We start from the raw sequence: 16,982 nt of genomic DNA, 5'->3' as shown, positions 1-16,982 counted from the left end.
CCCTTGACGCCATCAAGTAAGGCTCCTTAACTTAATCCATCCCACGGAGGTGGACATGTCCGGCACCGAGGGCGGATTCGTCCGCCGCATCGGCCTCTTCCAGGCCACCGCCATCAACATGAGCCAGATGTGCGGCATCGGGCCGTTCGTCACCATCCCGCTCATGGTCGCCGCCTTCGGCGGGCCGCAGGCCGTCGTCGGCTTCGTCGCGGGCGCCGTGCTCGCCCTCGCCGACGGGCTGATCTGGGCGGAGCTGGGCGCCTCGCTGCCCGGGGCCGGGGGCAGTTACGTCTATCTGCGCCAGGCGTTCCAGTACCGCAGCGGCAAGCTCATGCCGTTCCTCTTCGTCTGGACGGCGATGCTGTTCATCCCGCTGATCATGTCCACGGGCGTGGTCGGCCTCGTGCAGTACCTGGGCTACCTGTGGCCCGACATGACCCAGACGCAGGGGGATCTGGTCGGGCTCGGCGTCATCGCGCTCGTCGTCGGCCTGCTGTGGCGCGGGGTCGAGCACATCGCGCGGATCACGGCCGTGATGTGGTGCGTGATGATCGCCTCGGTGGTGCTCGTCATCGCCGCCGCGTTCAGCCACTTCGACCCGGGGCTGGCGTTCACGTACCCCGCGCACGCCTTCGACCTGGGCAGCGGCGCCTTCTGGACCGGCTTCGCGGCCGGGCTGACCATCGGCATCTACGACTACCTCGGCTACAACACGGCCGCGTACATGGGCGCCGAGATCAAGGACCCCGGCCGCACCCTGCCGCGCGCGATCGTCGCCTCCATCCTCGGCATCATGGGCATCTACCTGCTGCTCCAGATCGGCACGCTCGGCGTCGTCGACTGGCACGAGATGCTCGACCCGAACTCGGTCGCGTCCCAGTCCGTCGCCTCCGCGGTGCTGGAGGAGACCTGGGGGAAGACCGCGGCGGACATCGTCACCGTCCTCATCCTCATCACCGCCTTCGCGTCCGTCTTCGCCGGGCTGCTGGGCGGCTCGCGGGTGCCGTACGACGCGGCCCGCGAGCGCGTCTTCTTCCGCCCGTACGGCACGCTCCACCCCCGGCACCGCTTCCCGGTGCTGGGGCTCGCGACGATGGGCGTGGTGACCGCGGCCGGATTCCTCATCGGCCGCCACACCGATCTGGCCACGCTCATCCAGCTGCTGACGACCGTCATGGTGATCGTGCAGGCGCTGGCCCAGGTCCTCGCCGTCACCGTGCTGCGCCGCCGCCAGCCGACGCTGCGGCGGCCGTACCGGATGTGGCTCTATCCGGTGCCGAGCGTGGTGGCGCTGGTGGGGTGGCTGGTGATCTACGGCTACGCGGACAAGAACTCCCCCGGGCGGCACCCCATCGAATGGTCGCTGGCCTGGGTCGCGGCGGGGTGCGTGGCGTTCGTGCTGTGGGCGCGGGCGGAGAAGGTGTGGCCGTTCGGCCCCAAGGAGATCAGCGAGGACTACGTGGAAGACGCGGCCGGGGCTCCCGGGGGCGACCCAGGCGCGGCGGACACGCGGGGCGGCGCGGCGGCGGTGTGACGGCCGGGGGCGGCGCGGTGCGAGACGGCCGGGGCGGGCGGCTCGGCACCGGGGGCTTACACCGGCGCCTCCACGCCCGGCTCCGCTGCCAGCCCCGCCGCCAGGGCCCGTAGCCCCTTCTCGCTCGCCGATCCCTTCTCCGCCGTGTACGTGCACAGCACCTGGCCCGGGTCGGCGGGCAGCACGAGCGCCTCGTACGTCACCACCAGCGCGCCCACCTCCGGGTGCTGGTACCGCTTCGTACCGCGCATCCGCTCCCGCACCGCCTGCGCCTCCCAGCGCTGCCGGAACTCCTCGCTCCGTTCCCGCAGCTCATGGACGACCCGGCACAGCCGGGCGTTGCCCGGGGTGCGGCCGATCTCGGCGCGCAGACTGGCCACCGTTTCGTCGGCGACCTCGGACCAGTTCGGGTGCAGCTCCCGGGTCCGGGGGTCGAGGAAGATCAGCAAGGCGCCGTTGCGCTCGTCCTCCGCCATCTCGCTGAAGTCGAGGCCGATGCGGCCGCCGAGCCGGTTCCAGGCCAGGACGTCCATGCCCGGGCCGAAGACGAAGGCCGGGACCATACCGCCGTCCATCGCCTCCAGCAGCCGCAGGACCTCCGGCCGCACGCGCGGGCGCGGGTCCGGGGGCGCGCTGCCGTGCCGCCGCGGCAGGGTGATGTTGCGCAGATACGTGTGCTCGGACGGGGTCATCCGCAGCGCCCGCGCCAGGCCGTCCACGACCGAGTCCGAGACGGCCGGGGCCCGGCCCTGTTCGATGCGGGTGTAGTAGTCGACGCTGATCCCGGCCCGCTGCGCGACCTCCTCGCGGCGCAGGCCCCGCACCCGGCGCCGGACGACGCCCTCCGGCAGCCCCACCTCGGCCGGGTCGAGCGCGGCGCGCCGCGCCTTGAGGAACGCCTTGATCTCCGGTTCGGAATCGCCCATCGGTCCATTATCCCGGGGGTCTGCCCTGGGTGGTTCCGCCAGACCCAGGTTGGGTCGGGCCTGGTCCGGTACTCGTCACGACCGGAGGCTGTGTCCAGTTGCTCCGGACCCCCAGCGGAAGGCACCCCCATGAAGCGCAGGATTCTCGGCGGCACCGGCATCTCGGTCAGCGAATACGCCCTGGGCGCGATGATGTTCGGCGCCATCGCCAACCGGGACCACGACGACTCGGTACGGATCATCCACCGCGCCCTCGACGCGGGCATCAACTTCGTCGACACGGCCGACATCTACTCGCAGGGCGAGTCGGAGGAGATCGTCGGCAAGGCCCTCAAGGGCCGCCGCGAGGACGTCGTCCTGGCGACCAAGGCCCATGGCTCCATGGGCGACGACGACAACCACAGCGGGAACTCGCGTCGCTGGATCACCCGCGAGATCGAGAACAGCCTGCGCCGCCTCGGCACGGACTACATCGACCTCTACCAGATCCACCGCCCCGACCCGACGACCGATATCGACGAGACGCTGGCCGTCCTGTCCGACCTGGTCCGGGCGGGCAAGGTGCTGGCCGTCGGCTCGTCCACCTTCCCGGCGGAGCAGATCGTCGAGGCCCAGTGGACGTCGGAGCGGCGCGGCCACGTGCGGTTCCGCACGGAGCAGCCGCCGTACTCGATCCTGGCGCGGAGCGTGGAGGCGGCGGTGCTGCCGACCGCGCAGAAGTACGGGATGGGCGTGCTGAGCTGGGGCCCGCTGTCGGCGGGCTGGCTCTCGGGCCGCTACACGAAGGCGTCCGACATCGATCTGGCGGGCGGCAGCCGGGCGGCGATGGAGCAGTTCAAGTTCGACCCGTCGCTGCCGGAGAACGCGCGGAAGCTGGAGGCCGTCGGCGAGCTGAGCAAGCTGGCGTCCGACGCCGGGCTCTCGCTGCCGCACCTGGCGGTGGCGTTCGTACGGGCGCACCCCGCCATCACGTCGGTGATCATCGGGCCGCGCACGATGGAGCAGCTGGAGGACCTGCTCGCCGGGTCCGAGGCGGAGCTGAGCGCGGACGTCCTGGACCGCATCGACGAGATCGTGCCGCCGGGCACCGACCTCAACCGGGCGGACAGCTACTACGTACCGCCGTCGCTCGCCGACAAGACGCTGCGGCGGCGCTGACCCCGGCCCTGGCACCCGCACCGGCGCTGACGTGGTGTGCCCGGCCTGGGGCCGCGGCGCAGGGGCCGCGGTCGGTGATGTCCCCTACCCCGCCCCTTCCCGAAACCGGGGGCACAGCCCCCGGACCCCCGACCTCGCCAGGTCTACGGCGGCGGGCTCGCTCAGGGAGGCGTCAGCGCGGTGAGCACGAAACCGGGGGCACGACCACCGGGGCCCGCCAGGGCCTGGGGCGGCCGGGCGCCGGTCAGGGGGTGGGCAGGGCGGTGAGCAGGGCGTCTACGAGGGTGCGGTCGTGGTCGTAGGTGAGGCGGGTGCGGGCCGCGGGCGGGGGGAGCCAGAGCAGCCGGTCGACCTCACGGTTCGGCACGAACGTCTCGTCGGGGAGCGCCTCGGCGGCCCAGTAGCGGACCTCCTTCGGGCGGCCCCTGGCGACGTAGTGCAGGGTGGGCAGCTCCACGCCGGGCGTGCAGCCCATCCCGGTCTCCTCCACCACCTCGCGCACCGCGCAGTGCAGCGCGTCCTCGCCGCGCTTCAGCTTGCCCTTCGGGTGCGACCAGTCGTCGTAGCGGGGCCGGTGGACGAGGGCGATCTCCAGCCCGTCCCCCTGCCTGCCCTTCGGCCTGGGGCGCCAGAGCACACAGCCCGCCGCCAGCACGGTCGTCACGTCGTCCCGCGCATCACTCATCCGGCCGTCTCGCCTCCCCTCGCGTCCGTCTGGCGTCCGTCTGGCGTCCGTCGTCAGGAGGCCTGGCCCACGACCCGCCGCCATATCCGGCCGAACGCGAACCGGGCCGCCTCCACCTCGTGCCGCTGGTCCGCGTGCAGCACGCCGAGCGCGTACGCCGTCGCCGGGGCGATCCGCGGCGTACGGGCCGCCGCAGCCGCCGAGGCGGCCGCCTCGGCGGCGTCGCGGTGCCGCTCCAGCGCCTGCCCGGCGGCCAGCAGCCGGGTGGCCGTGGACGGCTCCGCGTCCGCCCCCGGCAGCTCTTCCAGCACCTCCAGCGCGTAACGCCGCATCCGCACCAGCCGCCGCACCTGATGCCACGGCGCGTCCTGCCGGTCGCTGGCGGGCGGCGAGTCGGCGGCGGGCGTCGCGGCGAGCCCGTGGACCAGCGCCTCCGCGTTGTACGGGTGCCCCGCACGGCCCAGCGGAAGCGCCTCCACCGCCTCCAGCAGCCGCCGGTTCGCCAGCTCGGCCAGTGGCGGCAGCACCTGCTCGGCGGGGCGCGCGGCGGTCGCCTCGTCGAGCGGCACCTCGGAGGCGAGGAGCGCGACGGTGTCGGCGACGGCGTGGAAGCGGGACGAGCCGAGCGCCTGGAGCGCGGCGGTGTGCGCCCGGGTCTTGGCCAGGGTGAGCTGACGTTCCAGCAGCGCCCCGGCACGGGCGGCCCCCACGGTCAGCGCCCCTCCCCGGGCCTCCTCCGGGTCCCCGGCCCGCTGGTGCGCCGTCGTGCGTTCCTCCCCGGCACCGGTACGCCCGTCGGCCGCCGCGCCACCGCGCCGGGCGGTACGGCCCGTACGGCCGGAGGCACCCACATCGCCGCTCGCCTGCGCCGCCGGGCCCGTCCCCTCCTCGTTCCCGGCGGGCTCCACGGTTCCGGCGGGCTCCGCGTCCTGCGCGGCGTGCGCGTCCTGCGCCGAAGGGGCGTCGCCCCACTCCTCGTACGGGCGGCGCGGCACCTCCGCGTCCCGGTCCTGGGCACCGGCCGGGCGGGCCGGACGGCCGCCCTGCGCCTCGTCCGGGCCCGGGCCGCCGCGGGTCGCGCGGGGCGACGGGTCCGGGGCTCCGGTGGCCAGGGAGACGCTGCGGCGAGCGGTGCGGGAGGAGCGCGGAGCCGCGCCGTCGACCCCCGCCGTGACCCCGCCGCGCGCGGTGCGAGCCGCGACGGTCGTGGACCCGGAGGCCCCCACAGCCTCCGGATCCACGCCGGTGGCCGCCGGTTCCCCGGGCGCCGCGTCCCCTGGCGGCGTCCGGTCCGGCGGGCCCCCCGCGCCCGAGAGCCGGTGCAGGGCGTCGCGTAGCCGGGCCAGCCGCCCGGCGTACGCGTGCTCCAGCGCCAGCGTCCCCGACAGCCACGCCAGCTCGGCGCGCAGCTCGTCGGACCAGGCCGTATCGGTGATCGGGCGGTAGACGGAGAGCGCGCCGCTGATCCGGCGCGCGGCCCGGCGCAGCAGGCGGGCGGCCTCGGCCGCCTCCTCGACGTCGGCGCCGCTCTCGCCGTGCAGCCGCAGGCTGCGCAGGAAGTCCCCGGCCTGGGTGTGCAGATAGGCCGACAGCACCTCGCCCGCGGTGGCGGGACCGGCGGTGGCAGGACCGGCGGCAGTCCCGTTCGCGGTACCGGTGACCGGCTCGGACGCCATCGCCACGGGCGGCTCCGTCACCCGGTCCGCCGCGTGCTTCGTCATGTCGTACCCCCCGGGACCCACGGCTGCTGCGGCGGCGGGGCGGGGCGGGATGCCGGGTGACCCGCCGCCCCCGGTAATCCCGACCAGCGGCAGGTCATGTCGTTGAACCACGCCGTCGCCTCCGGGCGTCTATGAGCATCTCCTGTACGTTCCGCAGCGGTGCTCCGTCCGCGTCCGTCGCATGCCGGGTCCAGCCGCCGTCCGAGCCCAGGTGCCAGGAGGAGGTGGAGTCGGACATGCCGGTCTCCAGCAGACGGGTGAGCGAGGCGCGGTGGCCGGAGTCGGTGACCCGCACCAGCGCCTCGATCCGGCGGTCCAGATTGCGGTGCATCATGTCCGCGCTGCCGAGCCACACCTCCGGCTCGCCCCCGTTCCCGAACGCGAAGACGCGCGAGTGTTCCAGGAACCGGCCCAGTATCGAGCGGACCCGGATGTTCTCCGACAGCCCCTCGACGCCCGGCCGCAGCGCGCAGATGCCGCGCACCCAGATGTCGACCGGCACCCCGGCCCGCGACGCCCGGTAGAGCGCGTCGATGACGACCTCGTCCACCATCGAGTTGACCTTGATCCGGACGAAGGCGGGCCGCCCGGCCCGGTGGTGGGTGATCTCCTTGTTGATGCGGGAGACGAGCCCGTCGCGCAGCGACTTGGGGGCGACCAGCAGCCGCCGGTAGTTCTCGCGCCGCGAGTAGCCGCTGAGCCGGTTGAACAGGTCGGAGAGGTCCGCGCCGACCTTGGGGTCGGCGGTGAGCAGCCCCAGGTCCTCGTACAGCCGGGCCGTCTTGGGGTGGTAGTTGCCGGTGCCGACGTGCGCGTAGCGGCGCAGCGTGTCGCCCTCCTGGCGGACCACCAGCGACAGCTTGCAGTGGGTCTTCAGCCCGACCAGGCCGTAGACCACGTGGCACCCGGCCTCCTCCAGCTTGCGCGCCCACTTGATGTTGGCGTGCTCGTCGAACCGCGCCTTGATCTCGACCAGCACCAGCACCTGCTTGCCGGACTCGGCGGCGTCGATGAGCGCGTCGACGATCGGCGACTTGCCCGACGTCCGGTAGAGCGTCTGCTTGATCGCGAGGACGTCCGGGTCGGCGGCGGCCTGCTCCAGGAACGCCTGCACGGAGGTCGAGAACGAGTCGTACGGGTGGTGCAGCAGCACATCGCGCTCGCGCAGCGCGGCGAAGATGTCGGGCGCGGAGGCGGACTCCACCTCGGCCAGGTCGCGGTGGGTGCCCGCGACGTACTTCGGGTACTTCAGCTCGGACCGGTCGGAGGCGGCTATCGCGAAGAGCGCGGTGAGGTCGAGCAGGCCGGGCAGCGGGTACACCTCGGCGTCGGAGACCTTCAGCTCGCGGACGAGCAGATCGAGGACGTACGGGTCGATCGACTCCTCGACCTCCAGCCGCACCGGGGGCCCGAAGCGGCGCCGCAGCAGCTCCTTCTCCAGTGCCTGGAGAAGGTTCTCCGTGTCGTCCTCCTCGACCTCCAGGTCCTCGTTGCGGGTCACCCGGAACATGTGGTGCGCGAGCACCTCCATGCCGGGGAACAGCTCCTCCAGATGCGCCGCGATCACGTCCTCCAGCGGCACATACCGGTGCGGGGAGGCCTCCAGGAACCGGGAGAGCAGCGGCGGAACCTTCACCCGCGCGAAGTGATCATGTCCGCTGACCGGGTTGCGGACCACCACGGCGAGGTTCAGCGACAGCCCCGAGATATAGGGGAACGGATGCGCCGGGTCCACCGCGAGCGGGGTGAGCACCGGGAAGATCTGCTGGCGGAAGAGGGTGAAGAGGCGGGACTGCTCCTTCTCCGTCAGGTCCGCCCAGCGGATCAGATGGATGCCCTCCTCGGCGAGCGCCGGGGCCACGTCCTGCTGGTAGCAGGCGGCGTGCCGGGCCATGAGCTCGCGGGAGCGGGTCCAGATCAGCTCCAGCACCTCGCGGGGCTGCAGCCCGGAGGCGGAGCGGGTGGCCACACCGGTCGCGATGCGCCGCTTGAGCCCGGCGACCCGCACCATGAAGAACTCGTCCAGGTTGCTGGCGAAGATCGCGAGGAAGTTCGCCCGCTCCAGCAGCGGGGTCGCCGGGTCCTCGGCCAGCTCCAGCACCCGCTCGTTGAACGCCAGCCAGCTGCGCTCACGGTCCAGGAACCGGTTGTGGGGCAGCTCGGTGCCGTCCGCGTCCGCGCCGCCGTCCTCTTCCTCGTAGGTGTCCGGATCGGCGTCGAGATCGGGATCCAGCGCCCGGACGGGCGGGGCGGCGACCGCGTGCGGACGGTGTGCCGCGATGGACCCGACCGACGGCTGGGGCTGGGGCTGCGGGACGTTGACCGGTGCCTGACCGCTGGACTCGTTCATGACCTCATTGTTCCGCGCCGCGAGGGAACGCGGCGTGGCGGAAGGCGGCGCGGGTGCGGCACGGAGCCTCCGGTTCGAGGGATCGGGTACAGCGAGCTGCATTCAGTGATGCTTGCAACCGAGATTGAACCGTCGGTAACGGAGACATGGCGCTTAGGAAATCGGGACTCGACCCGCAGGAGTCCCGACCGCCCCTCCCGAATCCCCCGTGCCTCCCCTGCCCTCAGGTTTCGGTTCGATACATCAGATCCGTCTCATGCGTGACAAAGCCGATCCGGTCGTAGACGGACACGGCGGCGAAATTGTCCGCGTCGACGTACAGCATCGCGGTCGGCAGCCCCCGCGCGGCCAGATGCCGGAGCCCGATCGCGGTCAGCGCCCGGCCCAGCCCCCCGCCCTGCGCGTCCGGCCGCACCCCCACCACGTACACCTCGCCGAGCCCCTCCTCGGCGTGCACCTTCGTCCAGTGGAAGCCGACGATCTCGCCCGCGCGCTCGGCCAGGAAGAACCCGGCGGGGTCGAACCACGCCTCGCCCTTGCGGTCGTCCAGGTCGCGCTGGGTGAGCGAGCCCTGCTCGGGGTGGTGGGCGAAGGCGGCGGCGTTCGCGGCCAGCCAGGCCTCGTCGTCCTCGCCGGGCCGGAAGGTCCGTACGGTCACGCCCTCCGGAAGCGTGGGCTCCGGGATGCCCAGCTCGTCCGGCGCCCCCAGCGGCCGCCGCATCTGCCGCAGCTCACGGAAGAGCGTCAGCCCCAGCACCTGCGCCAGATGGCGCGCCGAGGCGTGGCCGCCGTGCGCCCACACCCGCAGCCGCTTCCCGGACTCCTTGAGCAGCGTCACGCCCAGCGCCCGGCCGTGCCCCCGGCCGCGGTGCGCCGGGCGCACCACCAGCTCGGCGGCCGGGGCCTCCACCGGGTCGGTGTCCTCCAGCTGCGCGTAGCCGACCAGCTCCCCGCTCGGCTCGCGCAGCACCAGATGCCGCACCCCCTCCCGGCGCCCCCGCAGCTGCAACCGCCCCTGCTCGGACACCGCCTGCTGGCCGTCGGCGTGCGCCGCCTCGGCGATCAGCCGCAGCACGTCCTCCACCACGGCGGGCGCCAGTTCCTCCAGCACCTCGATCCGGCGGGCACCGGCCGTCTCGTTCACCACGTCATCCATGGGACCGAGCCTACGACCGCCCCTTCCCCGGCAAGCCGCCGGACTCCTCGCCCCTGTGCCGGGTCACCCGGTTGACCACCGGCAACCAGCTCGTAACCTCCATCCCCCTGCCCCGCTACGCGCGTTGACCGTAAGCTGCGGCCCACCAAACACCCACGGGGCACACAAGGGGACGACATGTCAGGGAGACTTGGGCGGCGCGGTGCGGCACGCCGGCTGGCCACGGGAGCCGCGGTGCTGGCCGCCGCGGCCGGGGTGCTGTCCACCGCGGTCCCGGCGGGGGCCGACGCCAAGGGCGCCCAGGAGGCAGGCTCCGAGCGGCACCGGCCCGCCCGCACCGTCGACGTACAGCTGCTGTCCTTCAACGACCTGCACGGCAACCTGGAGCCCCCGCAGGGCTCCTCCGGCACCGTCACCGAAGCCCAGCCGGACGGCACCACCAAGACCATCCCGGCAGGCGGCGCCGAATACCTCGCCACCGCGCTCCGCCAGGCCCGCAAGGGCCACGAGTACTCCGTCACCGCCGCCGGCGGCGACATGATCGGCGCGAGCCCGCTGATGTCCGGCCTCTTCCACGACGAGCCGACCATCGAGGCGCTCAACAAGCTCGAACTCGACGTCACCTCCGTCGGCAACCACGAATTCGACGAGGGCCGCACCGAGCTGACCCGCATGCAGAAGGGCGGCTGCCACCCCAAGGAGGGCTGCTACGAGAAGGGCAAGACCTTCAAGGGCGCCGACTTCCCCTACCTGGCCGCCAACGTCACCGACGAGAAGACCGGCAAGCCCGTCCTCAAGCCGTACACCGTCTGGCGCCACAAGGGCGTGAAGGTCGGCTTCATCGGCGTCACCCTGGAGGGCACCCCCGACGTCGTCACCGCCGAGGGCGTCAAGGGCCTGAAGTTCCACGACGAGGTCCAGACGATCAACAAGTACGCCAAGGAGCTGCAGCGCAAGGGCGTGAAGTCGATCGTCGCCCTCATCCACGAGGGCGGGCTGCCCGCCTCCGCCGCGTACAACGCCGACTGCGACAACGGCGGTGCGGGCAAGGGCATCTCCGGACCCGTAGTCGACATCGCGAAGAACGTCACCCCGAAGGTCGACGCCCTGGTCACCGGCCACACCCACCAGGCCTACGCGTGCACGGTCCCGGACCCCTCCGGCACCCCGCGCACCGTCACCTCCGCCGCCTCCTTCGGCCGCCTCTACACCGACACCACCCTCACCTACGACCGCCGCACGCACGACATCGTGCGCACCACGGTGAAGGGCGCCCACGCGGCGAACCACGTCGTCGACCGTGACCGTCCCAAGGCCGCCGACATGACGTCCCTCATCGGCCGCTGGAACAAGCTGGCCGCCCCCATCGCGGGCAAGCCCGTCGGCTACGTCTCCGCCGACATCAACGGCCGCGGCTCGGGCGCGTACGAATCCCCGCTGGGCGACGTCATCACCGACGCCCAGCTCGAAGCGCTCGCCCCGGACGGCAAGGGCGGCGCCCAGATCGCCCTGATGAACCCGGGCGGCATCCGCTCCGACCTCGCCCACAAGGCGTCCGGCGGCGAGGGCGACGGGGTCGTGACGTACGGCGAGGCGTTCACCGTGCAGCCCTTCACCAACATGATGAACGTCCTCGACCTGACCGGAGCCCAGCTCATCTCCGCGCTCCAGCAGCAGGTCAGCGGCTCCAACGAGGCCTCCCCCAAGATCCTCCAGGTCTCGAAGGGCCTCACCTACACCCTCGATCTGACCAAGTCCGGCAAGGACCGGATCGTCTCCGACACGGTGAAGCTGAACGGTGAGCCCATCGACCCCGCCAAGACCTACCGCGTCGCGATGAACGAATTCCTCGCGGGCGGCGGCGACGGCTTCCCCGCCTTCAAGGACGGCAAGAACAAGCTCGTCGGCGCCTCCGACCTGGAAGCCCTGACGGCCTACCTGGGCGCGCACTCGTCGGCGTCCGCCCCCCTGGACCCGCCGAAGGCGGACCGCATCACCATCGTGAAGTAGTGACGTAACCGCACCTGCGGCCCGGCCCGGCTTACGGACCGGGCCGCAGGCGTGTCTCAGCCCAGCATCTCCTCGATCAGATCCGCGGCCCGCGCCGTCCCGCCCTCGGCCCGCGCCTGATCCCGCAGGTCGGCCGCCCGCCGCGCCACCGCCTCGTCCGTGATGAGGTCGAGCAGCGCGGTGCGCAGCACCTCGGCGGTCGCGTCCGCCGTGTCGACGCGGCGGGCCACGCCGAGTTCGACGAGCCGGTCGGCGTTCATCGGCTGCTCGGCGCCCTGCGGTACGGCGATCATGGGCAGCCCGTAGTACAGGCCCTCACCGCTGCTGCCCATTCCGGCGTGGGTGAGGAACGCGTCGGCCTGCTCCAGGATGGAGAGCTGCGGCACCCACCGGTGGACCTCGACGCCTGCCGGGATGTGCCCCAGCTCCTCCGGGTCGACGTAACGGCCGATCTGCAGCACCACATGCCACCCGGGCAGCTCGCCGAAGGCGGCCAGGCACTCCCGGTAGAAGCCGGGCTGCCGGGTGAAGGCCGAGCCCAGGGAGACCAGCAGCACCTTCTCGGCACCGGCGGGACGTTCCCACCGGCCCTGGTCGGGGCGGTCGCCGAGACAGGGCCCGACGAACGTCACCACGTCCTCGTCCACCCGGTCGGCGTTCGGCTGCATGGCCCGGGGGATCACCGCGACCGCCCGCCCGGGCGGCCCGCAGAAGGCCTGCACATCGAGGGTCGTCGCCCCGCAGCCAGCCAGCCACGCGGCGAACTTCGTCTGGTACGCGTCGGCCCCCGGCAGCGCCATGAGGTGCGCCACGACCTCCTGTTCGTAGCCCTCCCAGGCGACGAAGGACGGCGAGAGCTGCAGCGCCGGACGCCCCTGCGCCTCGGCGAGGACCCGCCCGGTGTACGCGCCGATGTCGTACAGGTAGAGATCGGCGGGGTCGTTGTCGTACGCGGCGCGCAGCTGCGGCAGCGCCTGGATGGCGTCGTCCAGGAAGACGGTCATCGCGGCGATGGGGTCCTCGGGCCAGTCGTTGTCGGCGACGGGCAGGGTCGACTCGTACGGCACCAGCGCGGCGCCGGTCGGCTTGATGACGTCCGCCCGGCAGGCGTCATTGGCGTACGTCACGCGGTGACCGCGCGCCACCAGCTCCCGGATGACTTCGAGGCTGGGCAGAATGTGGCTGATGGCGGGAATGCCGACCATCGCGATATGAGCACGGCGACGGGACAAGAGAGATCACTCGATTCAGGTCTACGGCGAATGGGACACGTCGAACCGGCGCAGCGGCGATCTCACCGGTGCGCTGGAGGGAGCGGCGTGTCAGCCGTAGATCTGAAGAAACGAGTCCATGCGCGCACCGTACCCCGGCAACACGCCCCACCGCGCGCCTTTTTCGCGCCTCCCGCGCGCGGGCTCAGCACGCCATAAGTGCCCGCTCAGCGCCCGGTCTTAGGGTCACCCCTGCGACGGGCCGCCCGTTCTCCCCCTCTCCCGGCGGGCCGTCGCCCTCACACCGCCCCGGGAAATGCCCGGCTCTTTCCTTTCGCGCACGCGCACCTTTCCGGACTGAATGCGACGGCATTTCGCCACGGCCCCGCAAAGCAAGGCGGAAGACCCCGCAGGGTGCGCAAGGGACCCGAGAAGGCTCGCGGAAGGTCAGCAGAAGGCCCGCGGACGCGCCAGGACGGCCCAGAACGGCTCAGCGCGGCTCAGGACGGCCCGGGAGGGGCCGGACAGCAAAAGGGGCCGCTGGACCGTGCGAGACGGTCCAGCGGCCCCTCAGCCGCTCACAAGGTGACGCTTAGGCGTCCTTGCTCAGGTTCGGGCCTCCGCCGGCGGCGGACTCGATCGGCGGGGTGTCCGGCAGCGCCGACTTCTCCTCGCCGCGGAAGGTGAACTTCTTCTCCTCACCCTCGCCCTCGATGTCCACGACCACGATGTGGCCCGGACGCAGCTCGCCGAAGAGGATCTTCTCCGACAGCACGTCCTCGATCTCCCGCTGGATGGTCCGGCGCAGCGGCCGGGCGCCCAGCACGGGGTCGTAGCCCCGCTTGGCGAGCAGCTTCTTGGCGTCACCGCTGAGCTCGATGCCCATGTCGCGGTCCTTGAGCCGCTCGTCCACCTTGGTGGTCATGAGGTCGACGATCTGGATGATGTCTTCCTCGGTGAGCTGGTGGAAGACCACGGTGTCATCGACACGGTTCAGGAACTCGGGGCGGAAGTGCTGCTTCAGCTCCTCGTTGACCTTGGCCTTCATCCGCTCGTAGCCGGTCTTCACATCGCCCTGGGCGGCGAAGCCCAGGTTGAAGCCCTTGGAGATGTCCCGGGTGCCGAGGTTGGTGGTCATGATGATCACCGTGTTCTTGAAGTCCACGACCCGGCCCTGGGAGTCGGTCAGCCGACCGTCCTCCAGGATCTGCAACAGCGAGTTGAAGATGTCCGGGTGGGCCTTCTCGACCTCGTCGAAGAGGACCACGGAGAACGGCTTGCGGCGCACCTTCTCGGTGAGCTGGCCGCCCTCCTCGTAGCCCACGTATCCGGGCGGGGAGCCGAAGAGCCGCGAGACGGTGTGCTTCTCGCTGAACTCCGACATGTCGAGCGAGATCATCGCGTCCTCGTCGCCGAAGAGGAATTCGGCGAGAGTCTTGCTCAGCTCGGTCTTACCGACACCGGACGGGCCCGCGAAGATGAAGGAGCCGCCGGGGCGCTTGGGGTCCTTGAGGCCCGCACGCGTACGCCGGATGGCCTGCGAGAGCGCCTTGATGGCGTCCTTCTGGCCGATGACGCGCTTGTGCAGCTCGTCTTCCATGCGCAGCAGCCGGGAGGACTCCTCCTCGGTGAGCTTGAAGACCGGGATGCCGGTGGCCGTGGCCAGGACCTCGGCGATCAGCTCCTCGTCGACCTCGGCGACGACATCCATGTCGCCGGCCTTCCACTCCTTCTCCCGCTTCGCCTTCGCGGCCAGGAGCTGCTTCTCCTTGTCGCGCAGGCCCGCGGCCATCTCGAAGTCCTGCGAGTCGATCGCGGACTCCTTCTCCCGGCGCACGTCGGCGATCTTCTCGTCGAACTCGCGCAGGTCCGGCGGCGCGGTCATCCGGCGGATCCGCATCCGGGAACCGGCCTCGTCGATCAGGTCGATCGCCTTGTCCGGCAGGAAGCGGTCCGAGATGTAGCGGTCGGCCAGGGTGGCGGCCGCGACCAGGGCCGAGTCCGTGATCGAGACGCGGTGGTGCGCCTCGTAGCGGTCCCGCAGGCCCTTGAGGATCTCGATGGTGTGCGGCAGCGACGGCTCGGCGACCTGGATGGGCTGGAAACGGCGCTCCAGCGCCGCGTCCTTCTCCAGGTACTTGCGGTACTCGTCGAGCGTCGTCGCGCCGATGGTCTGCAGCTCGCCCCGCGCCAGCATCGGCTTGAGGATGCTGGCGGCATCGATCGCGCCCTCGGCGGCGCCCGCACCCACCAGGGTGTGGAGCTCGTCGATGAACAGGATGATGTCGCCGCGGGTGCGGATCTCCTTGAGGACCTTCTTCAGGCGCTCCTCGAAGTCACCGCGGTAGCGGGAGCCGGCGACCAGGGCGCCCAGGTCCAGGGTGTAGAGGTGCTTGTCCTTGAGGGTCTCGGGCACCTCGCCCTTGACGATGGCCTGGGCCAGTCCCTCGACGACCGCCGTCTTACCGACGCCGGGCTCGCCGATGAGGACCGGGTTGTTCTTGGTGCGGCGCGACAGCACCTGCATGACCCGCTCGATCTCCTTCTCGCGCCCGATGACCGGGTCGAGCTTGGATTCGCGGGCGGCCTGCGTGAGGTTGCGGCCGAACTGGTCCAGGACGAGCGAGGTCGAGGGAGTGCCCTCGGCCGGACCGCCGGCGGTGGCGGCCTCCTTGCCCTGGTAGCCGGAGAGCAGCTGGATGACCTGCTGCCGCACCCGGTTCAGATCGGCGCCCAGCTTCACGAGGACCTGGGCGGCGACGCCCTCACCCTCGCGGATCAGGCCGAGCAGGATGTGCTCCGTACCGATGTAGTTGTGACCGAGCTGAAGGGCCTCACGGAGCGACAGCTCCAGGACCTTCTTGGCACGGGGGGTGAAGGGGATGTGCCCGGACGGGGCCTGCTGGCCCTGACCGATGATCTCCTCCACCTGCTGGCGGACCGCCTCGAGCGAAATCCCGAGGCTCTCCAGGGCCTTAGCGGCGACACCCTCACCCTCGTGGATCAGGCCCAGGAGAATGTGTTCGGTGCCGATGTAGTTGTGGTTGAGCATCCGGGCTTCTTCCTGAGCCAGGACGACAACCCGCCGCGCGCGGTCGGTGAACCTCTCGAACATCGTTAATCGCTCCTCAGAGCGGTCAGAAAGATCGGGGACGATCCCCTCCCTGTCCTTCCGCATGCTAGTCCCGCAACCCGGGACAGCTCATTCCAACTGCCGACAACCGTCCGGATCGACCCCACTCTCACAGGGCGCACAGCAGATGGCCTCCTGCCCGAACAGCCGACAACTGCTCCAACCCGATGGTGCGAGACGATGTTCCCGCAGGCCAGGCATATACGCCCACCGTCACTACGCCGATGGCGAACGCCCCCTTCTCCCGACACGCGGACCGCCCCTCCCACTAGGGATGTCTTACCCGCAAGGACGGACACTCCATGCCCGGAGGGCCGGTTCCCTCCGCTACGGGCGAACAACCTTGCGCCCGTTCACCACCCCTGCACACCCCCATCCGATCACGCCGCGCGTCGATGCGCCTACGGGACGTAACCTTCGGGGAGGGAGACAGTTTCTCTGGGCATGATCTCCACCGCCGCGGCGCCGTGCGGCCGCTCACAGGACCGCCCGGCCCCCGGGTCGTGCTCACGGGAACCGGGCGCACCGGACCAGGGCGCCCCGGGGTGCGCGCGGTGGTACGAGCGGGAGCTGGGCTGGTCGACGACCGGCAGCGATCCCGTCGAGCTGCTCACGGGGGTGGCATTCGACGTACTGGAGCTGCCGGCCGCCGCCGGTTTCGCGCTGCTGCGGCGCGTACCGCGGACCGGTCCGGTCGCGGTGGAGGGCCCCTGGATGCGGCTGCTGGTGGCCGCGGGCGGCGCCGACGAGCTGCCGGGGCTGCTCGACTGGCTGGAGTGGGGCGGAATTCCGCTCGATCTGACCGCACTCGGCGCCGGCGGCCGGATCACCGCTCCGTGCCCCTCCGCCTCCTGGCCTCCACCCGGGGAACCCGGGGCGCCCGGCGGACGGTGCCCGCAGGAGGCCGCCGTCTGGCTGCGGCCTCCCGAGCCGGAGGGCGGGGTGGAGCCGACGCTGCCGGTGACAGGCTTCGGGGGCGATGGGGGCGCCCCCGATCTCGTACGGCTCGTGGGTGCGGCGGCCACGGAGTGCCACCGAGCCCGGTTGTTGCGCGCCCGGCCAGTGCCCGGACAGCGGCGAGCCGGGAAAGGGTGACGC

11 protein-coding genes are annotated in these 16,982 nt (G+C 71.8%); 4 read left to right on the top strand and 7 right to left on the bottom strand.

Annotation, left to right across the window (positions count from 1 at the left end; translation table 11 throughout):
• The first annotated feature begins 55 nt into the window (after positions 1–55).
• Complete coding sequence (locus ACZ6CL_RS07960) at positions 56–1,534, top strand: APC family permease (RefSeq protein WP_468932569.1); 1,479 nt, start codon at positions 56–58, stop codon at positions 1,532–1,534.
• A 56-nt stretch (positions 1,535–1,590) separates the two neighbouring features.
• Here ACZ6CL_RS07960 and ACZ6CL_RS07955 read toward each other — a convergent pair whose 3' ends face one another.
• Complete coding sequence (locus ACZ6CL_RS07955) at positions 1,591–2,460, bottom strand: helix-turn-helix transcriptional regulator (RefSeq protein ID WP_468932567.1); 870 nt, start codon at positions 2,458–2,460, stop codon at positions 1,591–1,593.
• Between the two features lie 129 nt (positions 2,461–2,589).
• On the opposite strand from ACZ6CL_RS07955, the gene ACZ6CL_RS07950 reads away from it, so the two are divergent.
• A complete protein-coding gene (locus ACZ6CL_RS07950) occupies positions 2,590–3,618 on the top strand; it encodes an aldo/keto reductase (RefSeq protein ID WP_468932565.1) in 1,029 nt (342 codons plus the stop codon).
• 244 nt (positions 3,619–3,862) lie between these two features.
• Here ACZ6CL_RS07950 and ACZ6CL_RS07945 read toward each other — a convergent pair whose 3' ends face one another.
• The 4 genes from ACZ6CL_RS07945 to mshD all read right to left on the bottom strand — a co-directional run bounded on the left by ACZ6CL_RS07945 (position 3,863) and on the right by mshD (position 9,530).
• On the bottom strand, positions 3,863–4,303 hold the full coding sequence (locus ACZ6CL_RS07945; RefSeq protein WP_468932562.1) for an NUDIX hydrolase: 441 nt from the start codon (positions 4,301–4,303) through the stop codon (positions 3,863–3,865).
• A gap of 53 nt (positions 4,304–4,356) precedes the next feature.
• On the bottom strand, positions 4,357–6,024 hold the full coding sequence (locus ACZ6CL_RS07940; RefSeq protein ID WP_468932560.1) for a CHAD domain-containing protein: 1,668 nt from the start codon (positions 6,022–6,024) through the stop codon (positions 4,357–4,359).
• A 94-nt stretch (positions 6,025–6,118) separates the two neighbouring features.
• Complete coding sequence (locus tag ACZ6CL_RS07935) at positions 6,119–8,374, bottom strand: RNA degradosome polyphosphate kinase (RefSeq protein WP_468932558.1); 2,256 nt, start codon at positions 8,372–8,374, stop codon at positions 6,119–6,121.
• A gap of 223 nt (positions 8,375–8,597) precedes the next feature.
• Positions 8,598–9,530: a mycothiol synthase gene (gene mshD / locus ACZ6CL_RS07930; protein WP_468932556.1), complete on the bottom strand. Its 933-nt coding sequence runs from the start codon at positions 9,528–9,530 to the stop codon at positions 8,598–8,600.
• Positions 9,531–9,707: 177 nt separating this feature from the next.
• Between mshD and ACZ6CL_RS07925 the strand changes: the two genes are divergently transcribed.
• Positions 9,708–11,540 carry a bifunctional metallophosphatase/5'-nucleotidase gene (locus ACZ6CL_RS07925; protein ID WP_468932555.1) on the top strand — a complete coding sequence of 611 codons (1,833 nt, stop codon included), beginning with the start codon at positions 9,708–9,710 and terminating at the stop codon, positions 11,538–11,540.
• 56 nt (positions 11,541–11,596) lie between these two features.
• On the opposite strand, the gene ACZ6CL_RS07920 is transcribed toward ACZ6CL_RS07925, so the two are convergent.
• Together ACZ6CL_RS07920 and ACZ6CL_RS07915 are read right to left on the bottom strand one after the other, a co-directional pair.
• A complete protein-coding gene (locus ACZ6CL_RS07920; protein ID WP_468932553.1) occupies positions 11,597–12,745 on the bottom strand; it encodes a macrolide family glycosyltransferase in 1,149 nt (382 codons plus the stop codon).
• Between the two features lie 598 nt (positions 12,746–13,343).
• On the bottom strand, positions 13,344–15,866 hold the full coding sequence (locus ACZ6CL_RS07915; protein WP_468932551.1) for an ATP-dependent Clp protease ATP-binding subunit: 2,523 nt from the start codon (positions 15,864–15,866) through the stop codon (positions 13,344–13,346).
• 462 nt (positions 15,867–16,328) lie between these two features.
• Between ACZ6CL_RS07915 and ACZ6CL_RS07910 the strand changes: the two genes are divergently transcribed.
• Complete coding sequence (locus ACZ6CL_RS07910; protein WP_468932549.1) at positions 16,329–16,979, top strand: SCO3374 family protein; 651 nt, start codon at positions 16,329–16,331, stop codon at positions 16,977–16,979.
• Positions 16,980–16,982: the final 3 nt, after the last annotated feature.

This window comes from Streptomyces sp. NPDC041200 (assembly GCF_055591805.1).
This window is presented reverse-complemented; position numbering and strand designations above follow the sequence as displayed.

What these genes read in the sequence shown, in the direction of transcription:
- ACZ6CL_RS07935 (WP_468932558.1), bottom strand. Translation starts at nt 8,374, where the DNA reads ATGAACGAGTCCAGCGGTCAGGCACCGGTCAACGTCCCGCAGCCCCAG.
- ACZ6CL_RS07915 (WP_468932551.1), bottom strand. Translation starts at nt 15,866, where the DNA reads ATGTTCGAGAGGTTCACCGACCGCGCGCGGCGGGTTGTCGTCCTGGCT.
- ACZ6CL_RS07940 (WP_468932560.1), bottom strand. Translation starts at nt 6,024, where the DNA reads ATGACGAAGCACGCGGCGGACCGGGTGACGGAGCCGCCCGTGGCGATG.
- ACZ6CL_RS07955 (WP_468932567.1), bottom strand. Translation starts at nt 2,460, where the DNA reads ATGGGCGATTCCGAACCGGAGATCAAGGCGTTCCTCAAGGCGCGGCGC.
- ACZ6CL_RS07920 (WP_468932553.1), bottom strand. Translation starts at nt 12,745, where the DNA reads ATGGTCGGCATTCCCGCCATCAGCCACATTCTGCCCAGCCTCGAAGTC.
- ACZ6CL_RS07945 (WP_468932562.1), bottom strand. Translation starts at nt 4,303, where the DNA reads ATGAGTGATGCGCGGGACGACGTGACGACCGTGCTGGCGGCGGGCTGT.
- mshD (WP_468932556.1), bottom strand. Translation starts at nt 9,530, where the DNA reads ATGGATGACGTGGTGAACGAGACGGCCGGTGCCCGCCGGATCGAGGTG.
- ACZ6CL_RS07960 (WP_468932569.1), top strand. Translation starts at nt 56, where the DNA reads ATGTCCGGCACCGAGGGCGGATTCGTCCGCCGCATCGGCCTCTTCCAG.
- ACZ6CL_RS07925 (WP_468932555.1), top strand. Translation starts at nt 9,708, where the DNA reads ATGTCAGGGAGACTTGGGCGGCGCGGTGCGGCACGCCGGCTGGCCACG.
- ACZ6CL_RS07910 (WP_468932549.1), top strand. Translation starts at nt 16,329, where the DNA reads ATGATCTCCACCGCCGCGGCGCCGTGCGGCCGCTCACAGGACCGCCCG.
- ACZ6CL_RS07950 (WP_468932565.1), top strand. Translation starts at nt 2,590, where the DNA reads ATGAAGCGCAGGATTCTCGGCGGCACCGGCATCTCGGTCAGCGAATAC.